Origin of the sequence: Saccharomonospora piscinae (assembly GCF_005862235.1) — a bacterium.
Lineage (GTDB): Bacteria > Actinomycetota > Actinomycetes > Mycobacteriales > Pseudonocardiaceae > Saccharomonospora > Saccharomonospora piscinae.
On record NZ_VCEK01000001.1, the window covers coordinates 117,305 to 143,090 of the forward strand.

A 25,786-nucleotide genomic window follows, 5' to 3' on the forward strand; every position below is an offset into this window, starting at 1 on the left:
TCCGGGAGGGTAGCGGGACCCCACGACACCCACCCCGTGCGCGGCGCCGCAGGGGTGTGAAACCCTGACGATCGTGGACTCCTCCACTTCCTCCCCGACCCCCGCCGAGGCCTACGCGGCGGCGCGGCGGCGTGACCGGTACCCGCAGCTCGCCCGGTTCGCGGCCGAGATGGCGTTCGAGTTCGACGACTTCCAGGTCCAGGGCTGCGAGGCGCTCGAAGGCGGGCACGGCGTGCTCGTCTGCGCGCCCACCGGCGCGGGCAAGACCGTGGTGGGCGAGTTCGCCGTACACCTGGCGCTGGCCGAGGGGCGCAAGTGTTTCTACACCACGCCCATCAAGGCGCTGTCGAACCAGAAGTACGCCGACCTCGTGCGGCGCTACGGCTCCGACGCGGTCGGCCTGCTGACCGGCGACACCTCAATCAACGGCGGCGCGCAGATCGTGGTGATGACCACCGAGGTCCTGCGCAACATGCTGTACGCGGGCTCGACCACGCTCGACGAGCTGGGCTACGTCGTCATGGACGAGATCCACTACCTCGCCGACCGCTTCCGTGGAGCGGTGTGGGAGGAGGTGATCCTGCACCTGCCCGAGTACGTGCGGGTGGTGGGCCTGTCCGCCACCGTCAGCAACGCCGAGGAGTTCGGTGAGTGGCTGGTCGAGGTGCGCGGCGACACGACCGTCGTCGTCGACGAGCACCGGCCGGTCCCGCTGTGGCAGCACATGGTGGTCGGCGGGCGGCTGCTCGACCTCTTCGCGGGGGAGCACGCCGACACCGGTGAGGCCAAGATCAATCCGCGGTTGCTGCGGAAGGTCGAGGACACCGCCAGGGCGCACGCCCCCGCCGGGCTGCGCGGCCGGGGCAGGCGCGGCGCGCCGCCCAGGGGGCCGCGCTACCGCCCGCCGTCGCGCACCGAGGTCGTCGGCAGGCTCGACCACGCGGGGCTGCTGCCCGCCATCGTGTTCATCTTCTCCCGCGCGGGGTGTGACGCCGCGGTCTCGCAGTGCGTGCGGTCGGGGCTGCGGCTCAACGGTCCCGACGAGGTCGAGCAGGTGCGCCGTATCGTCGACGAGCGCACGGCCGACCTGCCCCACGGTGACCTGTCCGTGCTGGGTTACTGGGAGTGGCGCGAGGGCCTGGAGCAGGGCATCGCGGCCCACCACGCGGGCCTGCTGCCCGCGTTCAAGGAGACGGTCGAGGAACTGTTCGTCCGGGGCCTGGTGAAGGTGGTGTTCGCCACCGAGACGCTGGCGCTGGGCATCAACATGCCCGCGCGCACGGTCGTGCTCGAACGGCTCGTCAAGTACAACGGGGAAGCGCACGTCGACCTCACTCCGGGGGAGTACACGCAGCTCACGGGGCGCGCGGGCCGTCGTGGGATCGACGTCGAGGGCCACGCGGTCGTGGTGTGGCAGCCGGGGGTGGACCCGAGGCAGGTCGCCGGTCTCGCCTCGACCCGGACCTATCCGCTGCGCTCGTCGTTCCGGCCTGGCTACAACATGGCCGTCAACCTGGTCGGCCGGTTCGGGGCCGCGAAGGGCAGGGAACTGCTGGAACAGTCGTTCGCCCAGTTCCAGGCGGACCGCTCCGTGGTGGGCCTGTCGCGGCGGGTGGAGCGCAACGAGGAGGCACTGCGCGGCTACGCCGAGGCCGTCACCGGCGATGTCGACGAGGTGCTGGGGTACCTGGCGCAGCGCAGGAAGGTCTCCGAGCGGGAGAAGGAGCTCGCGCGCCAGAACACGTCGGCGAAACGGGTCCAGACCGCGCGGTCGCTGGAGAAGCTGCGCAAGGGCGACGTCATCGCCGTGCCCTCGGGACGGCGGGCCGGGCTCGCCGTGGTGATCGATCCCGGGGTGGACCAGTTCGACGAGCCGCGCCCCGTGGTGATCACCGAGGATCGCTGGTCCGGTGCGCTGTCGCTGTCCGACTTCCCCGCGCCGGTGGAGCCGCTGGGGCGGTTGAAACTGCCGAAGCACGTCGAGCTGCGCTCGCCGAAGACCCGGCGCGACATCGCCTCGGCGTTGCGGGAGACCGGTCTGCGGCCACCCCGCAGGCAGCGGTGGCGTTCCGACGCGAACTCCGATCCCGAGCTGGCCGAGCTGCGCCGCGAGCTGCGTGCGCACCCCGTTCACGGCATGGCCGACCGCGAGGCCAACCTGCGGTGGATGGAACGCCACCAGCGGTTGACGGCGGAGAACGAACAGCTCAAGCGCAAGGTCGCCGCGACGACGCACTCGCTGGCGCGCTCGTTCGACCGCATCCGGCGACTGCTGTCGCAACGGGGCTACCTCGGCGAGAACGGGGACGACGTCACCGAGCACGGCAGGTTGCTGTCGCGGCTCTACAGCGAGTCGGATCTGCTGGCGGCGGAGTGCATCCGGCAACGGCTCTGGAACGGCCTGCCTCCTGCCGAGCTGGCGGCCGTCGTGTCCACGCTGGTGTACGAGGCGCGCCGCGACTCCGCCGCCGAGTCGAAGCTGCCGTCGGGGCCGGTGGCCGATGCCTGGCGGGAGACCGTGCGGGTCTGGACCGACCTGGTGGACGACGAGCGCGCCCACCGGCTCGACCGCACCCGGGAGCCCGACGCCGGATTCGCGTGGCCGGTGTACCGGTGGGCGCGGGGCGAGTCGCTGGAGAAGGTCCTCACCGCCGCCGAGGTCAACGGCCAGGAGCTGTCGGCGGGCGACTTCGTGCGCTGGTCACGGCAGGTCATCGACCTGCTCGAACAGATCAGGGACGTCCTCGGCCGCGACCACGCCGTCGGCGGGGCGGCGGCGAAGGCTTCGCGTCTGCTGCGCCGCGGTGTGGTCGCCGCGGGCGAGGTGTGATGTGGTTGGATCACGGGCAGCGGCGGGCGCGTGGCGCGGCCACCGCTGTGCGACGGTGACCGGCTGTGACTGGCGAAAGGCAACACGATGAGCGCGCCGTACGGAGGTAACGACCCGCAGTGGGGTCAGCAACCGCCCGCGAATCCGGGAACCGGGGGTTTCGCCCAGCAACCCGGCTCACCACCCTACGGGCAGCAACAGTACGGTCAGCAGGCCCAGCAGCCGTACGGCCAGCAGTACGGCCAGCCCGGATACGGCGCGCCGGGCCAGTACGGTCAGCAGCCGGGATCGAACCCGTACGAACAGTCGCCGCCTCAGGGCATACCGCAGGACCCCTACGGCCAGCAGTACGGCGCGCCGCAGCAGCAGGGCCAGTACGGGCAGCAGCCGTACGGTCAGCAGGGCTACGGGCAGCAGGGCTACGGTCAGCCCGGTTACGGGCAGCAGCCCTACGGTGCGCCCCAGGACCAGCAGAACGCCTACGGCCAGTACGGCTCACCGCTGCCGCCGGAGCAACCCTCGTCCGGCGGACCGGGTAAGGGTCTCTGGATCGGCATCGGTGCGGCCGTGGTCGTACTCGCGGCCGCCGCCGTGGTGCTGTTCTGGGTACCGGGCCTGCTCAACCCCACCGTGTTCGACCAGAACAGCATGCAGAGCGACGTCCAGGGGCTGCTCGAGGACAGCTTCGGACTGACCGTCGAAAGCGTGAGCTGCCCGGCCGATCAGGCCGTGGAGGAGGGCAACTCCTTCTCCTGCGAGGCCACGGTCAACGGTGAACAGCAGAGCGTGCAGATCACGGTGACCAGCGACGAGGGTCACTACACCGTGGAGCCGCCCACCGCGCAAGGCTGATCGCACGTCCGGTGGTGTCGGCTCGCTCGCAAATGGTTGGCGCCGCACCCGCATCGGACGACAGGATCGAGCACATGAACGATGTAGCGGTCCGCGCGCTGCGCGACGACGAGTTCCGTTCCGCTCACCGGCTCTTCCGGGCCGCCCTGCACGCTGGGCCGGGGACCGACGAGGAGTGGGAGCGCGTCCGCCCGGTGTTCCAGCCGGGCCGCGTGCTCGGAGCGTTCGACGAGCAGCTGGTGGGCACGGCGCGGTCCACGGACGCCGAGCTGGTCGTGCCCGGCGGCGCGCGGGTCCCGCTGGCCGCGGTCACGGGTGTGGGGGTACGGGCGGACCGCACGCGGCGCGGCGTGCTGACGGGGCTCATGCGTACCCAGTTGGCCGAGCTGGCCGGTCGCGGAGTGAGTGCCGCGACGTTGTACGCCACCGAGGGGCCCATCTACGGGCGGTTCGGCTACGGGATCGCCGGCCGCGCCCGCTCGTACACCGTGTCCCGGCAGCGGGCGCGGTTGCGGCCCGACGCCCCCGAGGGCGGTCGGATCGAAATGCTCGATCTGGACGAGGCGGAACGCAGGCTGCCCGAGGTGTACTCGGCCCTGCCCCTGCGGCCGGGGATGATGAGCCGCGACCGGTGGTGGCCCGGGCTGTTCGCGGGAATGCGCAGCGGCGACGACCCCGCGGTGGCCCTCGTACACCACGGCGCGGACGGCCCGGACGGCTTCGCGCTCTACCGGGTGAGCCGGGACTCCGGGATGTCGGCGACGCTGCGCGTGGTCGATCTCCACAGCGGCAACGCCACGGCGTTCGCCGGGCTGTGGCGGTTCCTGCTCGGCGTGGACCTGGTCGACACCGTGATCGCGCGAAACCGGCCGCTCGACGAGCCGGTCGAGCTGTTGCTCACAGACCCCCGCGCCTGCGAGACCACCGAGCTGACCGACGAGACGTGGCTGCGGCTGGTGGACGTCGAAGCGGCGCTCGCCGCCCGGACCTGGCACGGGGCGCCGCTGGTGCTGGAGGTGACGGACCCGGTTCTCGACCACAACACCGGCCGTTACCGGGTGGGTCCGGACGAGGTGAGCCGCACCGACGAGCCTGCCGATGCCGCACTGGGCGTGGCCGAGCTGGCGATGATTTTCGCAGGCGGGTGGCTGCCCTCGGCGCTGGTGGACGCGGGCCGGATCAGCGTGCTCGACCCCGGCGTGGCGGTGCGGCTCGACGAACTGGCCCGTACTCGGCGGGCCCCCTGGTGCGGTACGTTCTTCTGAGCCGAGAGGCAGGTCGAACGACAAGCAGACGGGTGGAGTGTCCGGCGGTGCGGTTTCGCGGTATGCGGTGGGGATGGGCGGTCGTGGTGTCCGGCGCGGCCGTCACGCTGGGAGCCTGCGCCGGTGACGGCGACGGCGACGACGCCGACGACGCTGGCGGGCGGGCGACCGAAACCTCGCGGTCGGTGGTGACCTCGGAGCCGGTCACCTCGCCGTCGGCGGATCACACGTCGCTTACCCCGGTCCCGAAGGCACTGGACCAGGCGGCCGTGGAGAAGTCCGTGCGCTCGGTACTGCGCGGCAGCTACGGTATCGCCGACGTGGAGAGCGTCAGTTGCCCGGCGGCGGAGCCGGTCCGGGTGGGCAACACGTTCGACTGCACCGCGCGCATCGGCGGCGAACCCGCACGGGTGCCCATCGAGATCCTCGACGAGGACGGCCGTTACGAGGTGGGACTTCCCGTGTGACCGGGCAGGGCCGCCAGCAGCCGGGTCACCGAGCCACCGAGGTTGTAGCGCTCGGCCAGCTCTTTGACCCGTTCCGGATCGGCGGGTCCGGTGGGGACCGACTCGCCCGCCGTGGCCGTCACGGGCGCGTCGGTGGCCACACGCACCACCAGCGGCGCCACGGCGAGGTAGTCGGCCGCTTCGGCCAGCGCTTTCCTCGCCCGGGGCGGCACGTCACGGTGACCGGTCGCCGCGGCCTCGAGCAGTGACTCGAACGAGCCGAACCGGCTGATCAGCTTGGCGGCCGTCTTCTCGCCGATACCCGCCACGCCGGGCAGGCCGTCGGACGGATCGCCGCGCAGCATCGCCATGTCGGCGTAGGCGGGGCCCGCGCCGTCGGTCGGCAGCGCGTAGCGGTTGGCGACCTCGTCCGGCCCCAGCACCTCGGCCTTCGCCCAGCCCTTGCCGACGTAGATCACCGAAACGGGGCTGGGTGTGTGGCGCACGAGCTGGAACAGGTCCCGGTCGCCGGTCACGACCTCGACGGGGCGCGTCCGCTCCCGCGTGGCGAGCGTGCCGATGACGTCGTCGGCCTCGTATCCTTCGGCCTCCGCCGTGGCGAGGCCGACCGCCTCCAGCAACTCCAGAATGATCGGGACCTGCGGAGTCAGCGTGTCGGGCACCTCCTCGGCGTCCGGGCCGGACTCGGCGGGCTCGGCCACCCGGTGTGCCTTGTAGCTGGGCAGCGCCCGCACCCGGAACTCGGGTCGCCAGTCGGCGTCGAGGCAGGCCACCAGCCCGGCCGGGCGGCGGTCGGTCAGCACGCGCGCCACGGTGTCGGTGAAGCCACGCACGGCGTTGACCGGTGTGCCGTCCGGCGCGGTCATCGACTCGGGCAGGGCGAAGTACGAACGGAAGTACAGGCTCGCGGCGTCGAGCAGCACCAGCGGGGCGGTCACGGGCCCAGCCTGCCACACGCCACCGACCCCGGTGGGTGTGCGGGCGGCCACCACACCACCGGGCTAGGCTCTCGGCCATGTCGCGTCGTTCGCTGCACAACCCCGCCCCCGCTGCCGCCACGTTACGCGCCCGGCTCGATCGCGCCCGCGGCGCCGCGGCCGATGCCGCCACCGATGCGCTGCTCATCGGGCCCGGTTCCGATCTGCGCTACCTGCTCGGGCAGGCCGGCGGCTCGTTCGAACGGTTGTCCGTGCTGGTCGTGCCGGCCCGGGACAGCTCCGGCGCCGTGCCGACACTGGTGCTGCCCGCGCTGGAGAAGCCCGGCTACGCCGACGTTCCCACCGACGAACTCGGTATCGAGGTGGCGACGTGGGTCGACGGCGAGGACCCGTACCGGATGGTGGCCGACCGGCTGGGCCGCAATCCCGGCAGGGTCGCGGTCAGCGACACCATGGCCGCGCTGCACGTGCTGCGGCTGCGTGACGCCGTGGCCGGCGCGGAGCAGACGCTCGCGGGGCCCGTGCTGCGGCAACTGCGGATGCGCAAGGACGCCGCCGAGCTGGCGGCCCTGCGCCGGGCGGCCGAGGCCATCGACCGCGTTCACGCGCGCATGGGGGAGTGGCTGCGGCCGGGACGCACGGAGGCCGAGGTGGGTGCCGACATCACCGAGGCCATCGTCGCCGAGGGGCACGAGCGGGCCGACTTCGTGATCGTCGGATCCGGTCCCAACGGCGCGAGCCCGCACCACGACGTGTCCGACCGGGTCATCGAGGCCGGAGACGTGGTGGTCGTGGACATCGGTGGCCCGATCCCGGAGGGCTACAACTCCGACTCCACCCGCACCTACGCCGTCGGGGAGCCCGCGCCCGGCGTCGCCGACACCTACGCCGTGCTGCAACGGGCCCAGTCCGCCGCGGTGGCGGCGGTGCGGCCCGGCGCGACGGCACACGACGTGGACGCCGCCGCGCGGGACATCCTCACCGACGCGGGGCTGGGCGAGCTGTTCATCCACCGCACCGGGCACGGCATCGGGCTGGATGTCCACGAAGAGCCCTACATCATGGGCGGCAACGACCTGCCCCTCGAACCCGGTATGGCCTTCAGCGTCGAGCCGGGCGTCTACGACGCGGGACGCTGGGGTGCGCGGATCGAGGACATCGTGGTGGTCACCGCCGACGGCGTCGAGCCGTTGAACACGCGGCCCCACGAGCTGACCGTCCTGCCGGCATGACCACCGGCGCGGGACTGGAGCCACTGGACCGGGCCATCGTCAGGGAACTCGCCGCCGACGGGCGGCGCAGCTTCACCGACCTGGCCGAACGGGTGGGGCTGTCGGTGTCGGCCGTGCATCAGCGGGTGCGGCGCCTCGAACAGCGTGGCGTGATCCGCGGGTACACGGCCCGGCTCGACGGGGAACAGATCGGGTTGCCGCTGACAGCGCTGATCTCCCTCACGCCCAACGATCCCGCCGCGCCCGACGACTACCCGCAGCGGCTCGAGCACATCGCGGAGATCGAATCGTGCTACTCGGTGGCGGGTGACGAGTCGTACGTCCTGCTGGTGCGCGTGGCCTCACCCCTGGGCCTGGAGGACCTGTTGCGCCGCATCCGGGAGTCGGCCAAGGTCTCCACGCGCACGACCGTGGTGCTGTCCACCCCGTACGAGGGACGTTCGCCGACGCTCTGATCAAGGGCCGTGGCGGCAGGTCACTCCTTGTGTCGAAATCCACCCGAACTGGCGATGTGCCGCTGCGGTGCGTAGTGTTCGGGGATAGCGGTTCAGCAGGCAGCCGCGTCCATGTGGCTGCCCAGCTACCGTGGCAGGCCTGAGTTGTGCTTTCTCGCTTCCCGACGCCGTGTCCCGGATGGTCGGCCCTTCAGTTCACCTACGCCGGAGTAACAAGGCTGGCGGAAGGAGACGCGAGCAATGACTCAGTCCTGTACGACCCGAATCACACACCACGACGCGATCACCGTCCTTCGCCTGCACGGCGAGCTCGACCTGCTCGGTACCCAGGAACTGGGCAAGGAGCTGGAACAGGCGTGCGAGGCCGCCCGGCGCGGCGTCGTGGCGGACCTGACCGGACTCACCTTTCTGTCCTCCAGCGGTCTGAGCCAGCTGCTGCGGCTCGCCGACGTGTGCGCGCGGCGGAAAGTGGAACTGCGGGTGCTGGCGCCCACCAGGGTGACCTACCGTCCCTTGCAGATCACTGGCCTTGACCAGCAGCTGACCGTGCTCACCAGCACACTCGACGAGGCGCTGGCCTCGCTGGACCCGGCCGCCACCTCGGCCACCGCGGACGCCGTGGCCGGGTGACATCAACGGTTTGGACCGCCCGCCACTGTGGGTAATGACGGGGTGGCCGGCGTCCGGCCGCCGACGGGGCGTACGACGTCGGCTCGGCTGTCCCCGTTCAGCAGCGTGCGGGGACAGCCGTTCCGTCGTTCAGGCCACCGGCGCCTGATCCTGGCAATCGCGCGTGGTGGGACCGTCGGCGGACTCGACCCGGGATGCGTCGTCCGCGCCGTCCGCACCGTTTCCGCCGTCCGGGCGCCGTCGCACCAGCAACGACGTCAGCACCGCCAGGATGCCGACGACTCCGGCGACGACGAATGCCGCTCGCAGTCCACCCGCGTCGGGCCCCACCGCGTCGGCGGAGCTTCCCAGCGCCGCGACGGTGACGAAGACGGCGGTGCCGAGAGCACCCGCGACCTGTTGCAGCGTGGACAGAATCGCGCTGCCGTGTGAGTAGAGGTGGTCGGGCAGCGACCCGAGCGACTCGGTCATGAGCGGGGTCATCATCAGCCCGAGCCCTGCCATGAGCAGCACGTGGATGCCGATGACCAGGCCCAGCGGTGACTCCGGGCCCAGCGTGGTGAACAGCCAGAGCGCCACCGCCATGGCCGTGGCGCCCGGGATCACCAGCGGGCGAGCGCCGACCCGGTCGAACAGGGCGCCGACCGGGCGTCCGAGCAGGCCCAGCACCAGACCTCCCGGCAGCACCGCGAGCCCGCTGACGAACGTGCTGGTGTTCAGCACGGTCTGCAGGTACAGCGGCAGCATGATCGAGGCCACACCCAGCAGGCAGATGAACAGCAACCCGGTCAGCACGAGGGCGACGGTGAAGCTCCGGTGGGTGAACGGGCGCAGGTCGAGCAGTGCGCGGTCGGCCCGCTGCAACCGCGTCTGCCGGAATGCGAAGACGGCCAGTGCGGCGATCCCGGCCGTGATCGCCAGCCACGGCGGCACGGGATGGGAGCCACCGCCGGACTCGCCGATGGAGGACAGGCCGTAGAGCAGTCCCCCGAAGCCGATCGCGGACAGCAGTACCGACAGCAGATCGAGCGGCACGCGCCGGGTGGTGCTGTCGAGCCGCAGCCACGCCGCTCCGATCGCCAGCGCGATGAGCGCCAGCGGCAGCACGATCCAGAACATCCAGCGCCAGCCCAGTGACGACAGCACCGCACCCCCGATGGTCGGCCCGAGGGCCGGTGCCACGGCGATGACGATGGTGATGGTGCCCATGGTCGCGCCACGCCGCTCGGGGGCGACCAGCCGCATGACCGTGGTCATCAACAGCGGCAGCATGACCGCGGTGCCGCAGGCCTGCACGATGCGGCCCGCCAGCAACATCCCGAACCCGGGCGCGAGTGCGCTGAGCAGCGTGCCCGTGTTGAACAGGGTCAGCGACGTCAGGAAGATCTGGCGGGGTGTGAACCGTTCGAGCAGGAACCCGGTGATCGGGATGACCACCGCCATGGTGAGCAGGAAGCCACTGGTCAGCCACTGCGCCGTGGTGGTGGCCACTCCGAGTTCCAGGCTGAGGTCGCGCAGCGCCACGCTGAGGATCGTCTCGTTGAGGATCATCACGAACGCGGAGGTGACCAGCACCGCGATGAGCGGTGTGGCGCGTGGCGCGGCGGGTCTGGCTTCGGTGGCCGCGGGTGCGGCGCTGGTGTTGTCGTGCATGGGCGACCTCTGACATGGCTTCGCTGTACGGGCAGAACGGAGACGCGAAGCGAGACGACGTTGTCGCGAAGGTGGCGCCCCCTGGTACGAACCAGCCTAGCCCGGGGGTCTGACAGGGTGCGACGCGTTTGTTCCGCCGGAGGGGTACTACGCCGGGAGGAGCCGCAGCCGCAGCGCCGCGAGCCGGGCGGGATCGCCGACGACGTCGTAGGCGCTGATCCGGCCGTCCCGGAAGGTGAGGACGAGCGCGAGCCTCGGCCGACCGCCCGGTGCGACCACGATGCCCACCGTGTCGTCCACCAGGACCAGCGTCGCGGCGGCGGCTCGCCCGCCCAGCACCGCCGTTTCCCGCGCCACGGCGTCGATCCCGCTGATCGCCAGAGGCACTCCCTCGGGCACGGCCGCGGCATCGGCGGTGCGCACGACGTCGGGCGCGAGGACGACCAGCAGCCCGGCCAGGTCGCCGTGGCGTGCGGCAGCGACGAATGCCGACGCGAGACGCCGTTGCTCCGCCAGTCGCCGCCGCGACGACGGTTCGGTGACAGCACCTCCGCCGATCTTCTGCCTGGCCCGGCTGGCGAGCTTCTTGGCCGCCACCGGTGACCGCGCGACCACGGGGGCGACGTCGGTGAACGGCATGCCGAACACGTCGTGCAGCACGAGGGCGACCCGCTCGGCCGGGCTCAGCCGGTCGAGCACCACCAGCAGCGCACGGCCGACCGACTCGATCAGCACCACGTCGTCCTCGACCGGATTCGGGGACGTGGGCGCGAGTGGGTCGTCAGGCAGGACGAACTCGGCCCGCCGTGTGCGGGCACGCAGGAGGTCCAGACACTCCCTGGCGAGCACCGTGGTCAGCCAGCCCGCGAGGTTGCGGATACCGGTCGTGTCCTCGCGGCTGAGCTTGAGCCAGGTCCGCTGGATCGCGTCGTCGGCCTCGTCGAGCGAGCCCAGCAGGCGCAGCGCCACCCCGCGAAGCCGCGTGCGCTCGGCGTCGAACAGGGTCGCGAGTTCCCGCTGCTGTGCCGTCTTAGCCGCCTTAGCCGCCTCTGTCACCTTTGCTCCTCCCGGGACGTCATCAGGATGAGCGGGTCCTGGCACCGACGAGAAGAGTGGAGATCACGACGAGCGTACCGGCGTGAAAGAATCCGGGTGAAGGCGGTGGCGTCCGGGCGGATTTCCGGGAAAGATCCGCCGCTGACCGCGGTGTCGTGCCGCGTCCGCCGACCTGGATGGAGGCTTCCGACCGATGGAGTGGATGCTCAGCCCCGAGCTGTGGATCGCCTTCGGCACACTGCTCCTGTTGGAGATCGTGCTCGGCATCGACAACATCGTGTTCATCTCCATTCTGGCCGGCAGACTGCCCGACCACCAGCAACAGCGGGCGCGCCTCATCGGACTGTCACTGGCCCTGGTGACCCGCCTGCTGTTGCTGGCCTCGTTGTCGTGGGTCATCGGGCTGACCGCACCGCTGTTCACGGTGCTCGGGCAGGAGATCTCGGGCCGGGACCTGATCCTGCTGCTCGGTGGCCTGTTCCTCCTGGGCAAGGCGACCTACGAGATCCACGAGCAACTGGAGGGCGCGGAGCACGGCACGAGCCGCAAGGCGGTGTCCTTCGCCTCGGTGATCGTGCAGATCGTGATCCTCGACATCGTGTTCTCCCTCGACTCGGTGATCACCGCCGTCGGCATGGTCGACGAACTCGCGATCATGGTGTCCGCCGTGGTGGTCGCCATGGCGATCATGTTGCTGTCCGCGAGGGCGATCAGCGACTTCGTGAACCGGCATCCCACCGTGAAGATGCTGGCCCTGTCGTTCCTGCTGCTGATCGGCGGCAGTCTCATCGCCGAGGGGCTCGACCACCACATTCCCAAGGGCTACGTGTACGGGCCGATCGCCTTCTCGATCTTCGTGGAGTTCCTCAACCTCCGAGCCCGCGGCAAGCGGTCCAAGGAGCCGGTCCACCTCCACCCGACCTACGTCAAGAGCGACCAGGGCGGCGCCGACGTCACCGACGGCGCGAGCTGACGCCTGCGGGACTTTGGGCCCTGTCGCCGACCGGGGCCCGCGCGCGACGGTGCAGGGAAGGACCACGTTTCCCAGGAGCCTGCGATGACCCACACGAAGGACATCATGCATTCCGGCGTCGAATGCGTCGGAGAGCACGACACGCTGCAGACGGCGGCGCGACGCATGCGGGAACTCGGCGTCGGGGCCATGCCCATCTGCGGGGACGACGACCGGTTGCACGGCATCATCACCGACCGCGACATCGTGGTGAAGTGCGTCGCCGACGGCAAGGACCCCACGGACGTGACGGCCGCGGAACTGGCACAGGGCAAGCCGTTCTACATCGACAGCGAGGCCGACGTGCGGGACGCGCTGACGTTGATGGAGGAACACCAGATCAGGCGCCTTCCGGTGGTGGAGAACCACCGGCTCGTCGGCATGATCAGTGAGGCGGACGTCGCCCGCAACCTTCCGGAGAACGCCGTCGGGCACTTCGTCGAGGCGATCAGCAAGCAGCAGGCCCGTTCCGGCTGAGCCCCGAAACCTCACCCGGCCACGACGGCGGCGACCAGCAGTTGGGCGAGCCCCGCCACCGCGAGGACCAGCACGGTGTGTCCACCGAGCGTTCCCGGGCTCGGGCCGGGTGTCCGGCGGGCCCACCACACCAGCGCCAGCAGCACGGCGAGGGTTTTCACCAGCGACCAGGCCCAGGCCGGCAGTACCGGCCCTGCGCCGCCGCCGAGGAACAGCGGGACCGCCATCGCCGAGCCGGTGACGAGCAGTGTCCATCGGCCTGCGGTGACCAGCAGCCGGTCCACACCGGACATTCCGGGCAACGGATCGGTGCCGTTGCCGCAGGGTGACCCGGGGCGGGCGAAGGCGCGGGCGCGGACCGAGACGAGGTAGGCGGCGAAGGCGAGGGGCAGCCACAGGACGAACCACGCGTCCTGCTGGGCCGCCACGATCTCCGCAGGACGCCACGACCCCGCGGCCAGTGCCGTCGCACCCAGTGCCAGAGCCTGCGGCAGCAGCCAGTGTGCGCCGTGCCGGACGAACCGCGAGGCCGCGCCGTCGGATGTGCCCTCCGGGCAGCTCGACCACAGCGCGACCCACGCGACGAGTTCCAGCGCGCCGAACCACACCAGGCCGCCGCAGACGTCGGCGACCACCGCCCCACCCCACGGCACCACCACCGCGGTGAGCACGGCGGTCGCCAGCAGGGCGCCCGCGGCGCCACGGCGCCGCAGGGTGGCGACGCCGTCGTGACGAGCACCGCGCGCCTGCTGCACCATCAGCGCGGCGACCGTCCGCGCGGGGGCGGCCAGCGCGGTCCCGGCCCCCTGGCGCGGGCCTCCCGACGCGCGCAGCGCCAGACGTGTGTCGAAGGCCGAGGCGCCCAGGGCCAGCAGCCCCAGGACGAGGGGTAACGCGGCGGCGGCCCACCAGCTCGCCGTCTCAACCGGCATGGGTACCCACCAGGGCGTCGGCGTCGGGGTCGAGGCTGGCCACGACGAGCCCCGCCCGCTCCGGTGGACTCGCCCGCAGCAGGCCCGGCAGGGCGGCGAGGGCCCATGGGGTCGCCTCGTCCCGCGCCGGACGGGACGTGCCGTCGCCCGCCGCCACGGTGACCCAGCGGTGCAGCCGTCGGCGGGCGTCGCCGGTGAGCGACCGGGGAACGGACGGTCCCGGCGGGACGCCGCCCACTCCGGTGAGCAGCCTGCGCAGCGCAGGCGATCCGCGTACCCGCCGCGCCCAGCGCCGCAGCGACGGCGCCTGTTCGGCGCCGAAGGTCCCGGCGAGCGCGGTGTCGCGCAGGTACGCGGCCGTCTGCGCGGCGTCCGGCCAGCCCGCGACCGCGAGCAACCGCGCCGCCGCGTCGAGTGCGCGCGCTCTGGTGTCGTCGGCGGTCCAGAACGATCCGGCCGGTTCCCCGGCGACCTCGGTGCTCACGTCGGCGAGCAGCCCGTCGCGGACCACCGCGTGAACGGTGAGCCCCGCGGGCCACAGCGGCGCGACCGGTCCGAGCCGCAGCGACCGGATAGCCTGCGGTGCGGTGACGGTGCCGCGCGTGGCGGGAAGGCGCTCGCGTTGCCGGGAGAGGTCGCGCAGGGCCGTCGCCGCGGCATCGAGTTGTGGGTCTGCGGCGGACACACCGGCCACGTCGACGCGTTCGCGGGGAGCGGGTACCGCGTCGTACACCCGGCTCAGGTGCGGTTCGAGGTCGGGACCGGCCGCGCCGGCGACGACGAGAACGTTCGCCTCGGCGGGACCTCGCGCGGGGCGCCAACCGCGCTCGCGCACCGCCCGCTCCACGGCCAGCCGTGCTCCCGTGCCACCCGGCACCGCGACGACGAGGGGCCGTACCGGAGTGTGGCGCAGCAGCCACGCACTCAGTTCCACCACACCGTGCCTTCCCCGAAGCTCGCCGCCGGTTCGCCGGGAACGGGCGGTACGGTCCGGTGAGGACAGTCCACATGACCCGCTGCCCGCGATCGCACAGCGTATTGGCCGGAGCCCGGCCCGGCCACTCGACAGTGCCCTGCCACTCCGCCGGGTGACGGACGAAGGAACCGGCGCTCGCGAACGTTATGAACAGAACTCCGGCCGGTGCCGTGAGCTGATCTAGCATCCCCGTCCGGCGGCGCGACCGCGCGCCGGAGACCAAAGGAGGTCGCTGTGCTGACGGGTGAGCCATCTCGCGGGAGAGTGAAATCGGCGAGACACCGACCGCGCCGGGGGCGCATCGCGGTCGTCGCGGCGACACTGGCCGCCACGGTCGCCGGAGTGCTTCCGCCGACCGGCGCCGGAGCCGTCGAGGCCGATCCGGTGCGACCGGCCGCCACGGCGTGCCCGGCGGAGTTGACGGTCGCGGCGACGTGCTATGCCGGGCAGGACTCGCACGGTGCGTACTACACGATCGCGATACCCGACGACTGGAACGGCTCGCTCGTGCTGCACGCGCACGGCGGCCCCGGCCTCACCGAGGGATCCGACCCCGAGCGCAGTGAGCGTGACCTGACCCGGTGGTCGGTGATGGTCGAGGAGGGCTATGCCTGGGCCGGTTCGGCGTACCGGCGCGGCGGGTTCGGCGCGCGGATGGCCGCCGAGGACACCGAGAACCTGCGGCGGCTGTTCGTCGAGCGGTTCGGCGCGCCCCGCACGACGGTGCTGCACGGGCAGTCGTGGGGCGGCAGTGTGGCCGCGAAGGCCGCCGAGATCTACGGCACCGCGCCACAGCGACCCTACGACGGTGTCCTGCTGACCAACGGCATGCTGGCGGGAGGCTCGCGCGGCTACGACTTCCGCGTGGATCTGCGGGTGGTCTACCAGTACTACTGCGGTAATCATCCCCGGCCCGACGAGCCCCGGTACCCGGTGTGGCAGGGACTGCCGGAGGGCTCGGACCTGACGTCGGCCGAGCTGCGGCAGCGGTTGCAGGAATGCACGGGATACCAGTCGGAGCCGGACCGGCGCACGGTGCGGCAGCAGCGCAACCTGACGGACATCCTCGCCGTGACGAAGATCCCGGAGCGCACGCTGGAGTCGCACCTGCGGTTCGCCACGTTCACGTTCGCCGACATCGTCAACGAGCGACTCGGTGGACGGAACCCGTTCGGCAACCGCGGCGTCCGCTACACCGGCTCCCACGACGACCGGGCGCTCAACGCGGGTGTGGCGCGGTTCTCGCCGGACCCTTCGGCGCTGCGGGACCTCTCGTTCGACAGTGACGCGACCGGCGCCGTTACCGTGCCGGTGCTGACGCTGCACGCCATCGACGACCCGACGGCGTTCGTCGAGCACGAGTCGGCCTATCGCGCGAGCCTGGCGGGCGCGGGTCACGCCGAGCGGCTGGTGCAGACCTTCACGCGGGAGGCGGAGCACAGCACGCTGAGCCAGGCCGAGTACGCGACCGCGCTGTCGGCGCTGCACGGCTGGGTCCGCACCGGGCAGCGGCCCTCGCCCGGGTCGGTGGCGCGGGCGTGCCCCGCGTTCGACGCCCGCTACGGCACCGGCTGCTTCTTCGAACCGGACTTCGAGCCGGCCGACTACGCGGACCGCGTGTATCCGAGGCGGGGCGGTCAGCACTGGCCCGCGCTGACCGAGGGGCGGGAACGAGCCCTGCGTCACCTTCCGGGCGTCGGTATCGCACCCTGAGCCGAACCGCCGCCACGCCCGTCACGCCGCTGGGCCGCGCGGGCGTGGCGGGCGTCAGCGGAGGATCTCGACGAGCAGCACCCAGGCGTTGATCAGCGCGGCCAGGAAGGCGGCGAGAACGGCGCCGGGAACCCAGTACAGACCACCGAGGGCCCCGGTGAGCAGCCCCACGCCCGCGAGCGCGGTCGACGCCGTGAGCACCAGTGCGGGGGTCGCTTCGGTGGCCGCCCACCAGACCAGCCGTTGCTCGCGGGACCGTCGGCCCGGTCGGCTGAGCCTCGCCAGCGCCAGGCCACTGCCCGCTCCGACCACGAGCAACTCGGCGCCCAGGACTCGCTCGTCCTGGTCCGGCACGAGCAGCAGGACGCCGACGAGCAGGGGAGTGGCGAGCAGCACGAGGGTGTAGGCGGCGCGGGCCGTGAGACCGCGTCCGGTCAGGATGCCGCTCAGATTGATCGACAGAGCGACGAACAGCAGCCCCGCCAGTGCCGCCGCCGCCCCGGTCGTGGCGACCGCGAAGTCCGTCCAGCCCTCCGCCGAGTAGGCGGAGTGGGCGGCGGTGGCGGCGGCGTCGGTAGCGGCGGCGGTGGCCGGGCGGGTCATGCAGCCGATGCTGGCAGCCGCCGAGCCGCCCGTCCTGCCGAACTCACCCGGTGGTCGTGCGTGCCGCCCAGCGCCGACGCAGCGCGAGACTGACGTAGACCAGCGCCACGAGCACCGGGACCTCGATGAGTGGTCCCACCACTCCGGCCAGGGCCTGCCCCGAACTCACCCCGAAGACGCCGATGGCGACCGCGATGGCGAGCTCGAAGTTGTTGCCCGCCGCCGTGAACGCCAGCGTGGTCGCCCTGGGGTAGGCCAGTCCGGCGGCGCGGCCCAGCGCGTACGAGCCCGCCCACATGATCGCGAAGTAGGCCAGCAGCGGTAACGCGATTCTGGCGACGTCGAGTGGCTGCGATGTGATGGCGTCGCCCTGCAACGCGAAGAGCAGCACGATCGTGAACAGCAGCCCGTACAGCGCGACCGGGCCGATGCGGGGCAGGAACCGGCTCTCGTACCAGTCGCGGCCCCGGGTGCGCTCACCGACGCGGCGGGTGAGGTAGCCCGCGGCGAGGGGCAGGCCCAGAAAGATCAGCACGTTGAGGGCGATCTCGCCGAAGGAGAAGTGGACGCTGGTCGTGTCGAGCCCGAGCCAGCCCGGCAGCAGTTCGAGGTAGAACCAGCCCAGCACCCCGAACATGAGCAACTGGAAGACCGAGTTCAGCGCGACGAGGACCGCGGCGGCCTCCCGGTCACCGCATGCCAGGTCGTTCCAGATGATCACCATGGCGATGCAGCGCGCGAGCCCCACGATGATCAGCCCGGTGCGGTACTCCGGAAGGTCGGGCAGCAGAAGCCAGGCGAGCGCGAACATGAGCGCGGGACCGAGTACCCAGTTCAGGACCAGGGACAGCGCCATCGTGCGCCGGTCGCGCGTGACGGAGTCGAGCCGGTCGTAGCGCACCTTCGCCAGCACCGGGTACATCATCAACAGCAGCCCGAGCGCGATCGGTACCGAGAACGGGCCGATGGTGACGGCGTCCAGCACGTCCTGCAGGCCGGGCACGAAGCGGCCCAGCAGGAGCCCCGCGCCCATGGCGGCGAGAATCCAGACGGGCAGGAACCTGTCGAGGAACGACAGGCGCCGCAGAACGTCGTTCTCCGGAGGCTGCGGTTTGAGGTCGGTCACGGGCAGGGCCTCCGGTTGCGGGTGTTGCGCTCGGCGTCGGCGGCGAGGTCGGACAGTGTGGCCGCGAGGCGACGCAGCACGTCGGCACGCAGGACGTAGTAGGTGTAGCGGCCGCAGGGCTCGGTGGTGACGACTCCCGCCTCGCGCAGGAGTCGCAGGTGGTTGGAGACGTTGGTCTGACTCGCGCCGGTTTCCTCCACCAGGTGACAGGTACACAGCGCCTCCCCGGCGAGCAGCCGGATGATGCGGGCGCGGAGCGGGTCCGAGAGCAGCCGCAGCAGGTCGGCCGGGAGCCCGTCCGTCGCGGGTGGGGAATCATCACTGACTGATATCACGCGATGATGATACATTGAGCCCATCCTGGCCGTCCGGTGTGTTCTGGAGCGTGTGATGACCGACAGTCCCGAGGTGCTTTTCGTCTGCGTACACAACGCGGGCCGCTCTCAAATGGCCGCGGCGCTGCTGCAGCACCACGCGCTGGGGCGCGTGGCCGTGCGATCGGCGGGCTCCGAACCGGGGGAGCGGGTGAACCCCGCGGCGGCGCAGGCGCTCGCGGAGTGGGGTCTGGACATCACAGCCGAGGTCCCCGCCAAGTTGTCCACCTCCGACGTCGAGGCCGCCGACGTGGTGATCACGATGGGGTGCGGTGACGCGTGCCCGATCTTTCCCGGCAAGCGTTATCTGGACTGGGACCTCGACGACCCGGCAGGCCGGGACGTCGAGGCCGTGCGCCCGATCCGCGACGACATCGACCGCCGTGTGCGGGGCCTGCTCGCCGAACTCCTCGACGGCTGAGCGGGTGGGGGGCGACCACCGGCTCAGGCGACGAGGCGTCCGGCCTTGCGGACGTGTGCGGCCAGCGGGCCCATGACGTACTCGGCGTCGCGGTGCGCACCCCGCAGCGTGTTCGACGAGAAGCTGCGCTGGAACTCCAGCCCCACGTACGCCAACCCCACGTGGGTGGTGGAGAGGCCACCCACGTGCCGGGGAATGCCAGCGTCAAGGGTGCCGAGCGGCTCCAGATAGTCCAGGTGCGGGCGATAGCCCGTGGCGAGCAGGACCGTGTCCACCGTCTCCCGGTGCCCGTCCGTCCACACGGCCGAGTCCCGGTCGAGTCCCGAGAACATCGGCCGACGGCGCAGACGGCCGGATTCGACGGCGTGTCGGTACTCGCCGGTGTCCAGCACGAGCGTGCTGGACACGAGCTGGGCAAGCCACTCCGGGGGCAGGTCGTCGAAACCGGTCTCGCGCAGGTAGTAGTGCAGGTCCCTGCCGTCGGTCCGCTGCGGCACGAAGGTGACGGGCTGCCGGGTGGCGAGCGTGACCTCGGCGAGCTCGGCCAGTTCGAAACCCACTTGCACGGCCGAGTTGCCGCCGCCGACCACGACCACGCGCTGCCCCGCGTAGGGCTTGGGGTCGCGATAGTCGGCGACATGCAGGACCTCGCCGGTGAAGCTTTCCTGGCCGGGGAGCACGGGACGGTGTGGGTTGCCGAACGAGCCGCTGGCGGCGATCACGCCCGAGGCGGTCAGCGGGTCACCGGCCTCGGTGTGGACGAAAAACCGTCCACTGTCCTCGGTGGTGACGGCGGTGACCCTGGTCCTGGTCCGAATGTCGACGTCGAGGCTCGCCGCGTAGGTACGCAGGTGAGCGACGACCTCGTCCCGGGTGGGGTAGCGCTCGGGATCGCCGGGAAAGGGCGCGCCGGGCGAGCCGCTGTACCCGGCGGGAGAGAACAGGGTGAGGCTGTCGTAGTAGTGCGGCCAGGACCCGGTCGGTTCCGGCCCGGCTTCCAGGACCAGCGGGGTGAGGCCCGCCTCCAGCGCCGCGCGGGCGGCGGCGAGGCCGGACTGTCCGCCTCCGATGATGATGACGTCGTGCATGACTCTCCTTCGAGCACGGAAAAGGGTGTGAAGCAGGTCGGCTACCGTGTCGCTGCGGTGGCCGAAGTGGTCGGGACAGACGCCAGCGACAGCACCGAGGCGGCCACCGTCAGTGCTCCGAGCAGCACGAACGTGACGGCGTAGCCGCCGAGCAGCTCGGCGAGCGCGGCGCCGGCGAGCGGTGCGAGCGCCATCGTGACGGTCAGCGGCGCCGACAGCAGCCCGGTCAGGCGGCCGTAGTGCGTCGAGCCCCACCTTTCGGTGACGGCGGTGGCCTGCACCAGGGTGAACATGCCGCGCGCCATCCCCGCGACGACCGCGGCGACGACCAGTGCTGCCACCGTGGTGAACACGCCCAGCAGCGCGGTGGTCACCGCCATGGCCAGCAGGATTCCCGCGGTGCGGGCGCGGACCGTGGTCCGCCGGGTCAGCGCGGCGTAGCCCAGCCGCCCCGCCACCTGGCCTGCACCGCCCAGCCCCAGCGCCACGGCCGCGGTCGCGGTGCCGATTCCGCGTTCCGCCAGCAGCGGCACCAGGTGGATCACCACCGCGAACGTCGCGAACGCCGCCACGCTGAGCGACACCACGAGCGCCAGGAACGCCCGGCTGCGCGCCACCCGCGCGGGATCGGCGCTGTGGTGACGCGCGCCCGGTCGAGGTGCGGGCGGCCACGGCAACCGGAGCCCGAACCAGTGCGCCGGGACGGTGAGCACTCCGAGGATCGCGGCCAGCGCCAGATAGGTACCGCGCCAGTCCAGGTGCGCCGACAGCATGGCCGTCAGCGGGGCGAACACGGTGCTCGCCAATCCCCCGGCCAGCGTCACCATGGTCAGAGCTCGCACCCGATCCGGTCCGTACCAGCGGGTCAGCGCCGCGAAGGCGGGTGGGTAGAGCACGGCTCCCATCGCGATACCGGTCACCGCCCACGCCGTGCCGAACCACGCGAGGCTGGGCGCGAGGGCGACCGCGATGAGCGAGCCGACCGCCAGCACGGACCCCGTCGTCATGACGACGCGGGGCCCGTACCGGTCCAGCCACCGGCCCACGGGGATGCCGACCAGGGCGGAGACCAGCTGACTGGCGGTCAACGCCGCCGTCAGCCACGGCAGCGACCACCCTGTCGCGGTGTTGATCTCGGTGAGCAGCACGGGGAACGCGTAGTAGAGCACGCCCCAGCTGGTGATCTGGGTGACGCACAGCGCGGCGAGCGCGCGGCGCCGTCCCTCGACCATCGGCGCGGGCACCTCGGTCGGCACCCGTGAGCCGGTCACGACGGTCAGCGGGCGGCCGGGGCGGACAGCGACACCGCGTGGCTTCCGGCGGGGGAGCCACAACAGCCCTCGTCGTCGGCCGCCGCCGGTTCCGCCGCCAGTCCGGCGCCGCCGCACACTCCGGTCTCCGGCAGCACCAGCTCCACCCGCTCGGCCGAGTCCCGGTCGCCCGCCAGTGCCGCCACGACCGACCGAACCTGCTCGTATCCCGTCATCGCCAGGAAGGTGGGAGCGCGCCCGTAGCTTTTCATCCCGGTCAGGAAGACTCCCGGCTCCGGATGTGCCAGCTCCGCGGCGCCGTGGGGGTACACGGTGCCGCAGGAGTGCACGTTCGGATCGACGAGCGGCGCCAGGGCCACCGGCGCCTGCAGGGTCGTGTCCAGTGCCAGCCGCAGTTCCGACAGCCACGACAGTTCCGGGCGGAACCCGGTCACCGCCACGACCTCGTCGACCGCCTCCAGCACCTGCCCCGTCGAGGCCCGCAGGGACAACCGCCCCTGGGGGTCACGCTCCACCGCCTCGGTGCGGAATCCCCGGACCACCTCGATGCTGCCCGCCTCGACCGCCCTTTGTGCTCGCATGCCCAGAGCGCCGCGCGCGGGGAGCTGGTCGGCCTCGCCGCCGCCGAACGCCGCCCCCACGGCGTCGCGGCGCAGTAGCCACGTGATCCTCGTCGAGGGATCGCGTTCGGCCTGCTCGGCGAGGGTCACGAGCGCGGTCAGCGCCGAGTGGCCACTTCCCGCCACCACCACGTGCCTGCCCGCGTAACGCGCGGCCATCGCCGCGTCGGTCAGGTCGGGCACCCGGTAGGTGATCCGGTCGTTCGCCGCCGTCTCGCCCACCGCGGGCAGGCCGTCACCGCCCAGCGGGTTGGGCGAGCCCCACGTGCCGGACGCGTCGATTAACGCACGCGCCGTGAGACGAGATTCGCCCTGCGCGGTCCGGGCGTGAACCACCAGTGGCTCCGAGTCGCGACCCGCGTCGACCGCGCGATCACGGCCCCGGCGGGTGACGCCGACGACCTCGGTACCGAACCGCACGGTCTCGCCGAGCGCCGCGGCCAGCGGCCGCAGATACCGTTCGGCCCACTCGTGGCCCGTCGGGTAGACGTCAGGGTCCGGCTGCCGCCAGCCCTGTCGTTCCAGCAGGCGCCGCGCGGCGGGCGCGACGAGTTCACCCCACCGGGAGAACAGGCGCACGTGGCCCCATTCGGCCACCGCCGCGCCCGCGTTCGCGCCCTGCTCCAGGACCAGCACGGGCAGTCCCCGGTCGACGGCCTCCGCCGCCGCGGCCAGCCCCACGGGGCCCGCTCCCACGACGACGACCGGTGAGTCGGACATCCGGACTCCTTTGATCGATGTGATTCGATTGATGATCCAGACACTATCGGCAGCGGTCGATGATGGCAACCATCGACAGGCATCGATATGCGGGGAGTGGGAGTCAGTCGGCCACGAACGAGGGGTCCGACGGCACCCGGGCACGCAGCGCCGCCGCCTGCGGATCGCCGAGCGTGTCGAAGGTGGTCAGCGCGGTGCGCCAATGCTCACGTGCGCCCTGTGGATCGCCCAGTGCGTGCAGGCAGTCACCGATGCTGTGGTCAGCGCGCGCGGCCGTGCGCTGGTCACCCGCGGCGCGGGCGGCCTCGGCGGCGCGCCGGTAGCAGTGCAGTGCTCCACTGTGATCGTCTCGGTCGCGGTGCAGATCACCCAGGCTGGCGTAGGTGAAGCGATGGCCGTCCTCGGCGCCGATCCGCGCCAGCACGGTCAACGCCTCGTGCAGCAGGGTCTCGGCCTGCTCCGGCCTGCCCCGCCTGCGTTCGGTGTCGCCCGCGTTGTTGAGGCAGATGCCCTCACCGTAGGTGTCACCGACCCGGCGGAAGAGATCGAGCGCCGCGCGGAAGTTGGCGGCCGCGTCGGTCAACTGCCCCCGGTCGACCTGGACGACGCCAAGGTTGTTCAGGTTCCACGCCGAGCCCGCGAGATCGCCGCACGCCTCGAAGGCCTCCTGGGCTCTGCGGTGGCACTCCACCGACTCGGTGAACCGCCGCAGGTCGCTTTTCGCGACCCCCAGTCCCCGTAGGAGCAGTGCCTGTCCGCGCAGGTCGCCCAGTGTGCGGGCGGATTCGAGGCCGATCTCGTGGGTGGTGATCCAGTCCGTCCAGTGGCTGCGCAGGTAGTAGAACATCAGCAGCACGGCGGGAAGCTGCCACGCCACCGGGTGTGGTCCGTGGGCGGCGGCGTGCCGCGCGAGTGCGGACAGGGTGCCCAGTTCGGTCTCACACCAGGTCAGCGCCTCGTCCCTGGTCGCGAACGTCGCGGCGCCCGGCACCCCGTCCGGCCGAGGCAGCGGGAACGGCACGCCGTGGTGGGAGGCCAGCAGCTCCCGCGCCGCCACGGCGGTGTGCAGGTGGGCGGCGTAGAGCCGATCCAGCGCGGTCGCGCGGTCCGCGGGACTCTCGTCGGCCGTCGCGACCTCCCGGGCGTAGACGCGCACGAGATCGTGGAACCGGTACCGCCGGGCGGTGGGTTGCTGCAGGAGCTGCTCGTCGACCAGGGACTCCAGTGCGTCGTCCGCGTCGGCCACCGGGACGTTCGCGAGCGCGGCCGCGGCCTGCGGGGTGATCTCCTCTCCCGGGTGCAGGCCGAGCAGCCGGAACAGGCGCTGGTGCTCGGGGGCCAGCGCGCGGTAGGACACTTCGAAGACGGTGCGCAGGTCGCGATCGCCGACGGACAGCCTGGTCAGGCGCCGGTCGGTGCTGTCGAGCCGGTGAACGAGATCGTTGACCGTCCATACGGGACGGTCTCGAAGGCGGCGCGCCGCCAGTGCCAGCGCGATCGGCAGGAACCCGCACAGGCGTGCCACCCGGCGGACCGCCGGGGTGTCGTCGGGTACCCGGGAAGCTCCGGCGATGCGCCGGAGCAGGTCGACGGCCTCGGCCTCGGGCATGACGTCCAGTGGCACCGACCGCAGCCCGTCCAGGCCGGACAGTGAACGCCTGCTGGTGACGATGACGAGACAGCTCGGGTCGGCGGGCAGCAGCGGGCGAATCTGTTCCTCGTCGGCCACGTTGTCCAGCAGCAACAGCGCCCGCTTGCCCGCCAGCGTACTGCGGAACAGTGCGGCCCTGGCCTCCTCCTCGACCGGAATGCGGGCGCCGGGGACGCCGAGCAGGCGCAGGAGGTTGTTCAGCGCGTCGCCGGCCCTGGTGGGCGGGGCGCTGCGGTCGAAGCCACGCAGGTCGCTCCACAGCTGGATGTCCGGGTACTGGCCTCGCTCGACCAGCCGGTGGGCCAGATGCACGGCGAGCCGGGTTTTGCCCGAGCCGGGCATCCCCGTGATGGCCACGACGCGAGCCGCCGTGGACGACCGAGCACCGTCCAGGTCGGCGAGCTCCAGCAACTGGCTCAGTTCGCGGACCCGGCCGGTGAACTCGGCGATGTCCATCGGCAGCTGCGCCCGCGCCCCCGCGTGGCTCGGGGCGGTCACGGTCGCGGCCTGCTCGGTCTCCGCGGGGGCCTGCGCGTCGTCCAGGATGTGGCGATGCACGCGCCGCAGCTCCGCGCCGGGTTCCATGCCGAGTTCGTCGACGAGCCTGCGGCGGACCCACAGGTACGTCTCCAGCGCCTCGCCACGGCGTCCGCTGCGGTGCAGGACCTGCATGAACTGCGCGACCAGGCCCTCGCGGGTGGGGTGGTGCGCGACCAGCTCCCGCAGTTGCGGCAGCAGCGGCTCGTGCTCGCCCAGGACCAGCGCCGCCGCGGCCTGCGCTTCCACCGCCAGCAGGTACCGCTCGTGCAGGCGTAATCCCACGTGCTCGGTGACGGGGAGCCCGTCGAGGTCGGCGAGCGGCCCGCCGCGCCACAGCCGCAGCGCCTCGGCCAGCAGCCTGTGGCGTTCCTCGGGGTCGACGCCGCGTGCCGTGCCGCGTCTTATCCTGTCCTCGAAGTCCACCATGTCGACGCGGTGCGGCGGGGTGGAGATCCGGTATCCCGAGGGCGCGGTGTCGATCACGTCGCTGCCCAGCACACTCCGGAGCCGCCGGACGTAGTTGCGCACCGTCGGCCTGGCGCTCGCCGGGGGCTCAGGGCCCCACAGGTCCTGCCGGATGGTGTGGTGCGAGACCACCTCGTTCGCCCGGATGGCGAGTGAGGCGAGGACCGCGCGCAGCATCCGGGCGTTCACGGGCACGGCAATTCCCTCGCGCCGGACCTCCACCGGCCCCAGCACGCGGATCTCCCACACCCGTGAGCTCCTCCCCCCAGAACGAACGCGACGACCGGGGCGACGGCACCGGCTCGTCACTGAAACGATACTGGACGGCTCGCAGGCCAGGGACGGCGCACGGCGGCGTGGGCGGGGAGAAAAGGCGGCGGACGACAGGCGGCCGCCTCGCCGCGAAGGTGACCGGGTGA

At 72.0% G+C, this 25,786-nt stretch carries 23 protein-coding genes; 11 read left to right on the plus strand and 12 right to left on the minus strand.

Features of this window, described 5'->3' with window-relative positions; genetic code table 11:
- Positions 1 to 73: 73 nt before the first annotated feature.
- From FFT09_RS00615 to FFT09_RS00630, 4 genes are all read left to right on the plus strand, one after another.
- Entirely contained in the window at positions 74 to 2,830 is a 2,757-nt protein-coding gene (locus tag FFT09_RS00615) for a DEAD/DEAH box helicase (RefSeq protein WP_081190268.1), read from the plus strand.
- An 87-nt stretch (positions 2,831 to 2,917) separates the two neighbouring features.
- The gene (locus FFT09_RS00620) at positions 2,918 to 3,682 is read left to right on the plus strand and encodes a DUF4333 domain-containing protein (protein WP_138381478.1); all 765 of its coding nucleotides are present in this window, start codon (positions 2,918 to 2,920) and stop codon (positions 3,680 to 3,682) included.
- Positions 3,683 to 3,756: 74 nt separating this feature from the next.
- Entirely contained in the window at positions 3,757 to 4,947 is a 1,191-nt protein-coding gene (locus tag FFT09_RS00625) for a GNAT family N-acetyltransferase (protein ID WP_138381479.1), read from the plus strand.
- A gap of 47 nt (positions 4,948 to 4,994) precedes the next feature.
- Positions 4,995 to 5,414, plus strand: coding sequence for a DUF4333 domain-containing protein (locus FFT09_RS00630; RefSeq protein WP_244231114.1), 420 nt, complete (start codon positions 4,995 to 4,997; stop codon positions 5,412 to 5,414).
- Here the strand turns inward: FFT09_RS00630 and FFT09_RS00635 are convergent.
- Positions 5,390 to 6,352, minus strand: a complete 963-nt coding sequence (locus FFT09_RS00635) for a 5'-3' exonuclease (RefSeq protein ID WP_138381480.1) — start codon at positions 6,350 to 6,352, stop codon at positions 5,390 to 5,392. The two genes, FFT09_RS00630 and FFT09_RS00635, sit on opposite strands and share 25 nt — an antisense overlap.
- Before the next feature lie 77 nt (positions 6,353 to 6,429).
- On the opposite strand from FFT09_RS00635, the gene FFT09_RS00640 reads away from it, so the two are divergent.
- The 3 genes from FFT09_RS00640 to FFT09_RS00650 all read left to right on the plus strand — a co-directional run bounded on the left by FFT09_RS00640 (position 6,430) and on the right by FFT09_RS00650 (position 8,669).
- Positions 6,430 to 7,584 carry a M24 family metallopeptidase gene (locus FFT09_RS00640; protein ID WP_081190265.1) on the plus strand — a complete coding sequence of 385 codons (1,155 nt, stop codon included), beginning with the start codon at positions 6,430 to 6,432 and terminating at the stop codon, positions 7,582 to 7,584.
- Positions 7,581 to 8,039, plus strand: a complete 459-nt coding sequence (locus tag FFT09_RS00645; protein ID WP_081190264.1) for an Lrp/AsnC family transcriptional regulator — start codon at positions 7,581 to 7,583, stop codon at positions 8,037 to 8,039. Before FFT09_RS00640 ends, FFT09_RS00645 begins: the two co-directional genes overlap by 4 nt.
- A gap of 240 nt (positions 8,040 to 8,279) precedes the next feature.
- Positions 8,280 to 8,669, plus strand: coding sequence for an STAS domain-containing protein (locus tag FFT09_RS00650; RefSeq protein ID WP_138381481.1), 390 nt, complete (start codon positions 8,280 to 8,282; stop codon positions 8,667 to 8,669).
- A gap of 129 nt (positions 8,670 to 8,798) precedes the next feature.
- Here FFT09_RS00650 and FFT09_RS00655 read toward each other — a convergent pair whose 3' ends face one another.
- Complete coding sequence (locus FFT09_RS00655; RefSeq protein ID WP_081190262.1) at positions 8,799 to 10,322, minus strand: DHA2 family efflux MFS transporter permease subunit; 1,524 nt, start codon at positions 10,320 to 10,322, stop codon at positions 8,799 to 8,801.
- Between the two features lie 147 nt (positions 10,323 to 10,469).
- Positions 10,470 to 11,378 carry a sigma-70 family RNA polymerase sigma factor gene (locus FFT09_RS00660; protein ID WP_138381482.1) on the minus strand — a complete coding sequence of 303 codons (909 nt, stop codon included), beginning with the start codon at positions 11,376 to 11,378 and terminating at the stop codon, positions 10,470 to 10,472.
- A 193-nt stretch (positions 11,379 to 11,571) separates the two neighbouring features.
- Here FFT09_RS00660 and FFT09_RS00665 point away from each other — a divergent pair, with 193 nt between their 5' ends.
- Together FFT09_RS00665 and FFT09_RS00670 are read left to right on the plus strand one after the other, a co-directional pair.
- Positions 11,572 to 12,351 carry a TerC family protein gene (locus FFT09_RS00665; RefSeq protein WP_081190260.1) on the plus strand — a complete coding sequence of 260 codons (780 nt, stop codon included), beginning with the start codon at positions 11,572 to 11,574 and terminating at the stop codon, positions 12,349 to 12,351.
- 84 nt (positions 12,352 to 12,435) lie between these two features.
- Complete coding sequence (locus tag FFT09_RS00670) at positions 12,436 to 12,867, plus strand: CBS domain-containing protein (RefSeq protein WP_024873765.1); 432 nt, start codon at positions 12,436 to 12,438, stop codon at positions 12,865 to 12,867.
- A gap of 11 nt (positions 12,868 to 12,878) precedes the next feature.
- Here FFT09_RS00670 and FFT09_RS00675 read toward each other — a convergent pair whose 3' ends face one another.
- Together FFT09_RS00675 and FFT09_RS00680 are read right to left on the minus strand one after the other, a co-directional pair.
- A complete protein-coding gene (locus FFT09_RS00675; protein WP_138381483.1) occupies positions 12,879 to 13,799 on the minus strand; it encodes an NADH-quinone oxidoreductase subunit H in 921 nt (306 codons plus the stop codon).
- Positions 13,789 to 14,736 carry a hypothetical protein gene (locus FFT09_RS00680; RefSeq protein WP_081190258.1) on the minus strand — a complete coding sequence of 316 codons (948 nt, stop codon included), beginning with the start codon at positions 14,734 to 14,736 and terminating at the stop codon, positions 13,789 to 13,791. Before FFT09_RS00680 ends, FFT09_RS00675 begins: the two co-directional genes overlap by 11 nt.
- Before the next feature lie 381 nt (positions 14,737 to 15,117).
- On the opposite strand from FFT09_RS00680, the gene FFT09_RS00685 reads away from it, so the two are divergent.
- A complete protein-coding gene (locus FFT09_RS00685; protein WP_208544320.1) occupies positions 15,118 to 16,488 on the plus strand; it encodes a hypothetical protein in 1,371 nt (456 codons plus the stop codon).
- A gap of 54 nt (positions 16,489 to 16,542) precedes the next feature.
- On the opposite strand, the gene FFT09_RS00690 is transcribed toward FFT09_RS00685, so the two are convergent.
- Genes FFT09_RS00690 through FFT09_RS00700 form a run of 3 tightly spaced genes read right to left on the minus strand, consistent with a single transcriptional unit; the run spans position 16,543 to position 18,552 of the window.
- Complete coding sequence (locus FFT09_RS00690; protein ID WP_138381485.1) at positions 16,543 to 17,091, minus strand: hypothetical protein; 549 nt, start codon at positions 17,089 to 17,091, stop codon at positions 16,543 to 16,545.
- Between the two features lie 43 nt (positions 17,092 to 17,134).
- On the minus strand, positions 17,135 to 18,217 hold the full coding sequence (arsB, locus tag FFT09_RS00695) for an ACR3 family arsenite efflux transporter (RefSeq protein ID WP_279631000.1): 1,083 nt from the start codon (positions 18,215 to 18,217) through the stop codon (positions 17,135 to 17,137).
- A complete protein-coding gene (locus tag FFT09_RS00700; protein ID WP_244231116.1) occupies positions 18,214 to 18,552 on the minus strand; it encodes an ArsR/SmtB family transcription factor in 339 nt (112 codons plus the stop codon). Before FFT09_RS00700 ends, arsB begins: the two co-directional genes overlap by 4 nt.
- Positions 18,553 to 18,607: 55 nt before the next feature.
- Here FFT09_RS00700 and FFT09_RS00705 point away from each other — a divergent pair, with 55 nt between their 5' ends.
- Positions 18,608 to 19,012: an arsenate-mycothiol transferase ArsC gene (locus FFT09_RS00705; RefSeq protein ID WP_138381487.1), complete on the plus strand. Its 405-nt coding sequence runs from the start codon at positions 18,608 to 18,610 to the stop codon at positions 19,010 to 19,012.
- Between the two features lie 23 nt (positions 19,013 to 19,035).
- Here FFT09_RS00705 and FFT09_RS00710 read toward each other — a convergent pair whose 3' ends face one another.
- The 4 genes from FFT09_RS00710 to FFT09_RS00725 form a co-directional block, all read right to left on the minus strand.
- Positions 19,036 to 20,100: an NAD(P)-binding domain-containing protein gene (locus FFT09_RS00710; RefSeq protein WP_138381488.1), complete on the minus strand. Its 1,065-nt coding sequence runs from the start codon at positions 20,098 to 20,100 to the stop codon at positions 19,036 to 19,038.
- 41 nt (positions 20,101 to 20,141) lie between these two features.
- A complete protein-coding gene (locus FFT09_RS00715) occupies positions 20,142 to 21,332 on the minus strand; it encodes an MFS transporter (RefSeq protein WP_138381988.1) in 1,191 nt (396 codons plus the stop codon).
- A gap of 44 nt (positions 21,333 to 21,376) precedes the next feature.
- The gene (locus FFT09_RS00720) at positions 21,377 to 22,711 is read right to left on the minus strand and encodes an NAD(P)-binding domain-containing protein (RefSeq protein WP_138381489.1); all 1,335 of its coding nucleotides are present in this window, start codon (positions 22,709 to 22,711) and stop codon (positions 21,377 to 21,379) included.
- A gap of 103 nt (positions 22,712 to 22,814) precedes the next feature.
- On the minus strand, positions 22,815 to 25,616 hold the full coding sequence (locus FFT09_RS00725) for an AfsR/SARP family transcriptional regulator (protein WP_167305308.1): 2,802 nt from the start codon (positions 25,614 to 25,616) through the stop codon (positions 22,815 to 22,817).
- Positions 25,617 to 25,786 lie beyond the last annotated feature (170 nt).

Excerpts from the sequence above, each read along its gene's own strand:
- FFT09_RS00690 (WP_138381485.1), bottom strand. The coding sequence starts at position 17,091 with ATGACCCGCCCGGCCACCGCCGCCGCTACCGACGCCGCCGCCACCGCC.
- FFT09_RS00710 (WP_138381488.1), bottom strand. The coding sequence starts at position 20,100 with ATGCACGACGTCATCATCATCGGAGGCGGACAGTCCGGCCTCGCCGCC.
- FFT09_RS00655 (WP_081190262.1), bottom strand. The coding sequence starts at position 10,322 with ATGCACGACAACACCAGCGCCGCACCCGCGGCCACCGAAGCCAGACCC.
- FFT09_RS00640 (WP_081190265.1), top strand. The coding sequence starts at position 6,430 with ATGTCGCGTCGTTCGCTGCACAACCCCGCCCCCGCTGCCGCCACGTTA.
- FFT09_RS00715 (WP_138381988.1), bottom strand. The coding sequence starts at position 21,332 with ATGGTCGAGGGACGGCGCCGCGCGCTCGCCGCGCTGTGCGTCACCCAG.
- FFT09_RS00675 (WP_138381483.1), bottom strand. The coding sequence starts at position 13,799 with ATGCCGGTTGAGACGGCGAGCTGGTGGGCCGCCGCCGCGTTACCCCTC.
- FFT09_RS00620 (WP_138381478.1), top strand. The coding sequence starts at position 2,918 with ATGAGCGCGCCGTACGGAGGTAACGACCCGCAGTGGGGTCAGCAACCG.
- FFT09_RS00625 (WP_138381479.1), top strand. The coding sequence starts at position 3,757 with ATGAACGATGTAGCGGTCCGCGCGCTGCGCGACGACGAGTTCCGTTCC.
- FFT09_RS00705 (WP_138381487.1), top strand. The coding sequence starts at position 18,608 with ATGACCGACAGTCCCGAGGTGCTTTTCGTCTGCGTACACAACGCGGGC.
- FFT09_RS00645 (WP_081190264.1), top strand. The coding sequence starts at position 7,581 with ATGACCACCGGCGCGGGACTGGAGCCACTGGACCGGGCCATCGTCAGG.
- FFT09_RS00650 (WP_138381481.1), top strand. The coding sequence starts at position 8,280 with ATGACTCAGTCCTGTACGACCCGAATCACACACCACGACGCGATCACC.
- FFT09_RS00665 (WP_081190260.1), top strand. The coding sequence starts at position 11,572 with ATGGAGTGGATGCTCAGCCCCGAGCTGTGGATCGCCTTCGGCACACTG.
- FFT09_RS00670 (WP_024873765.1), top strand. The coding sequence starts at position 12,436 with ATGACCCACACGAAGGACATCATGCATTCCGGCGTCGAATGCGTCGGA.
- FFT09_RS00720 (WP_138381489.1), bottom strand. The coding sequence starts at position 22,711 with ATGTCCGACTCACCGGTCGTCGTCGTGGGAGCGGGCCCCGTGGGGCTG.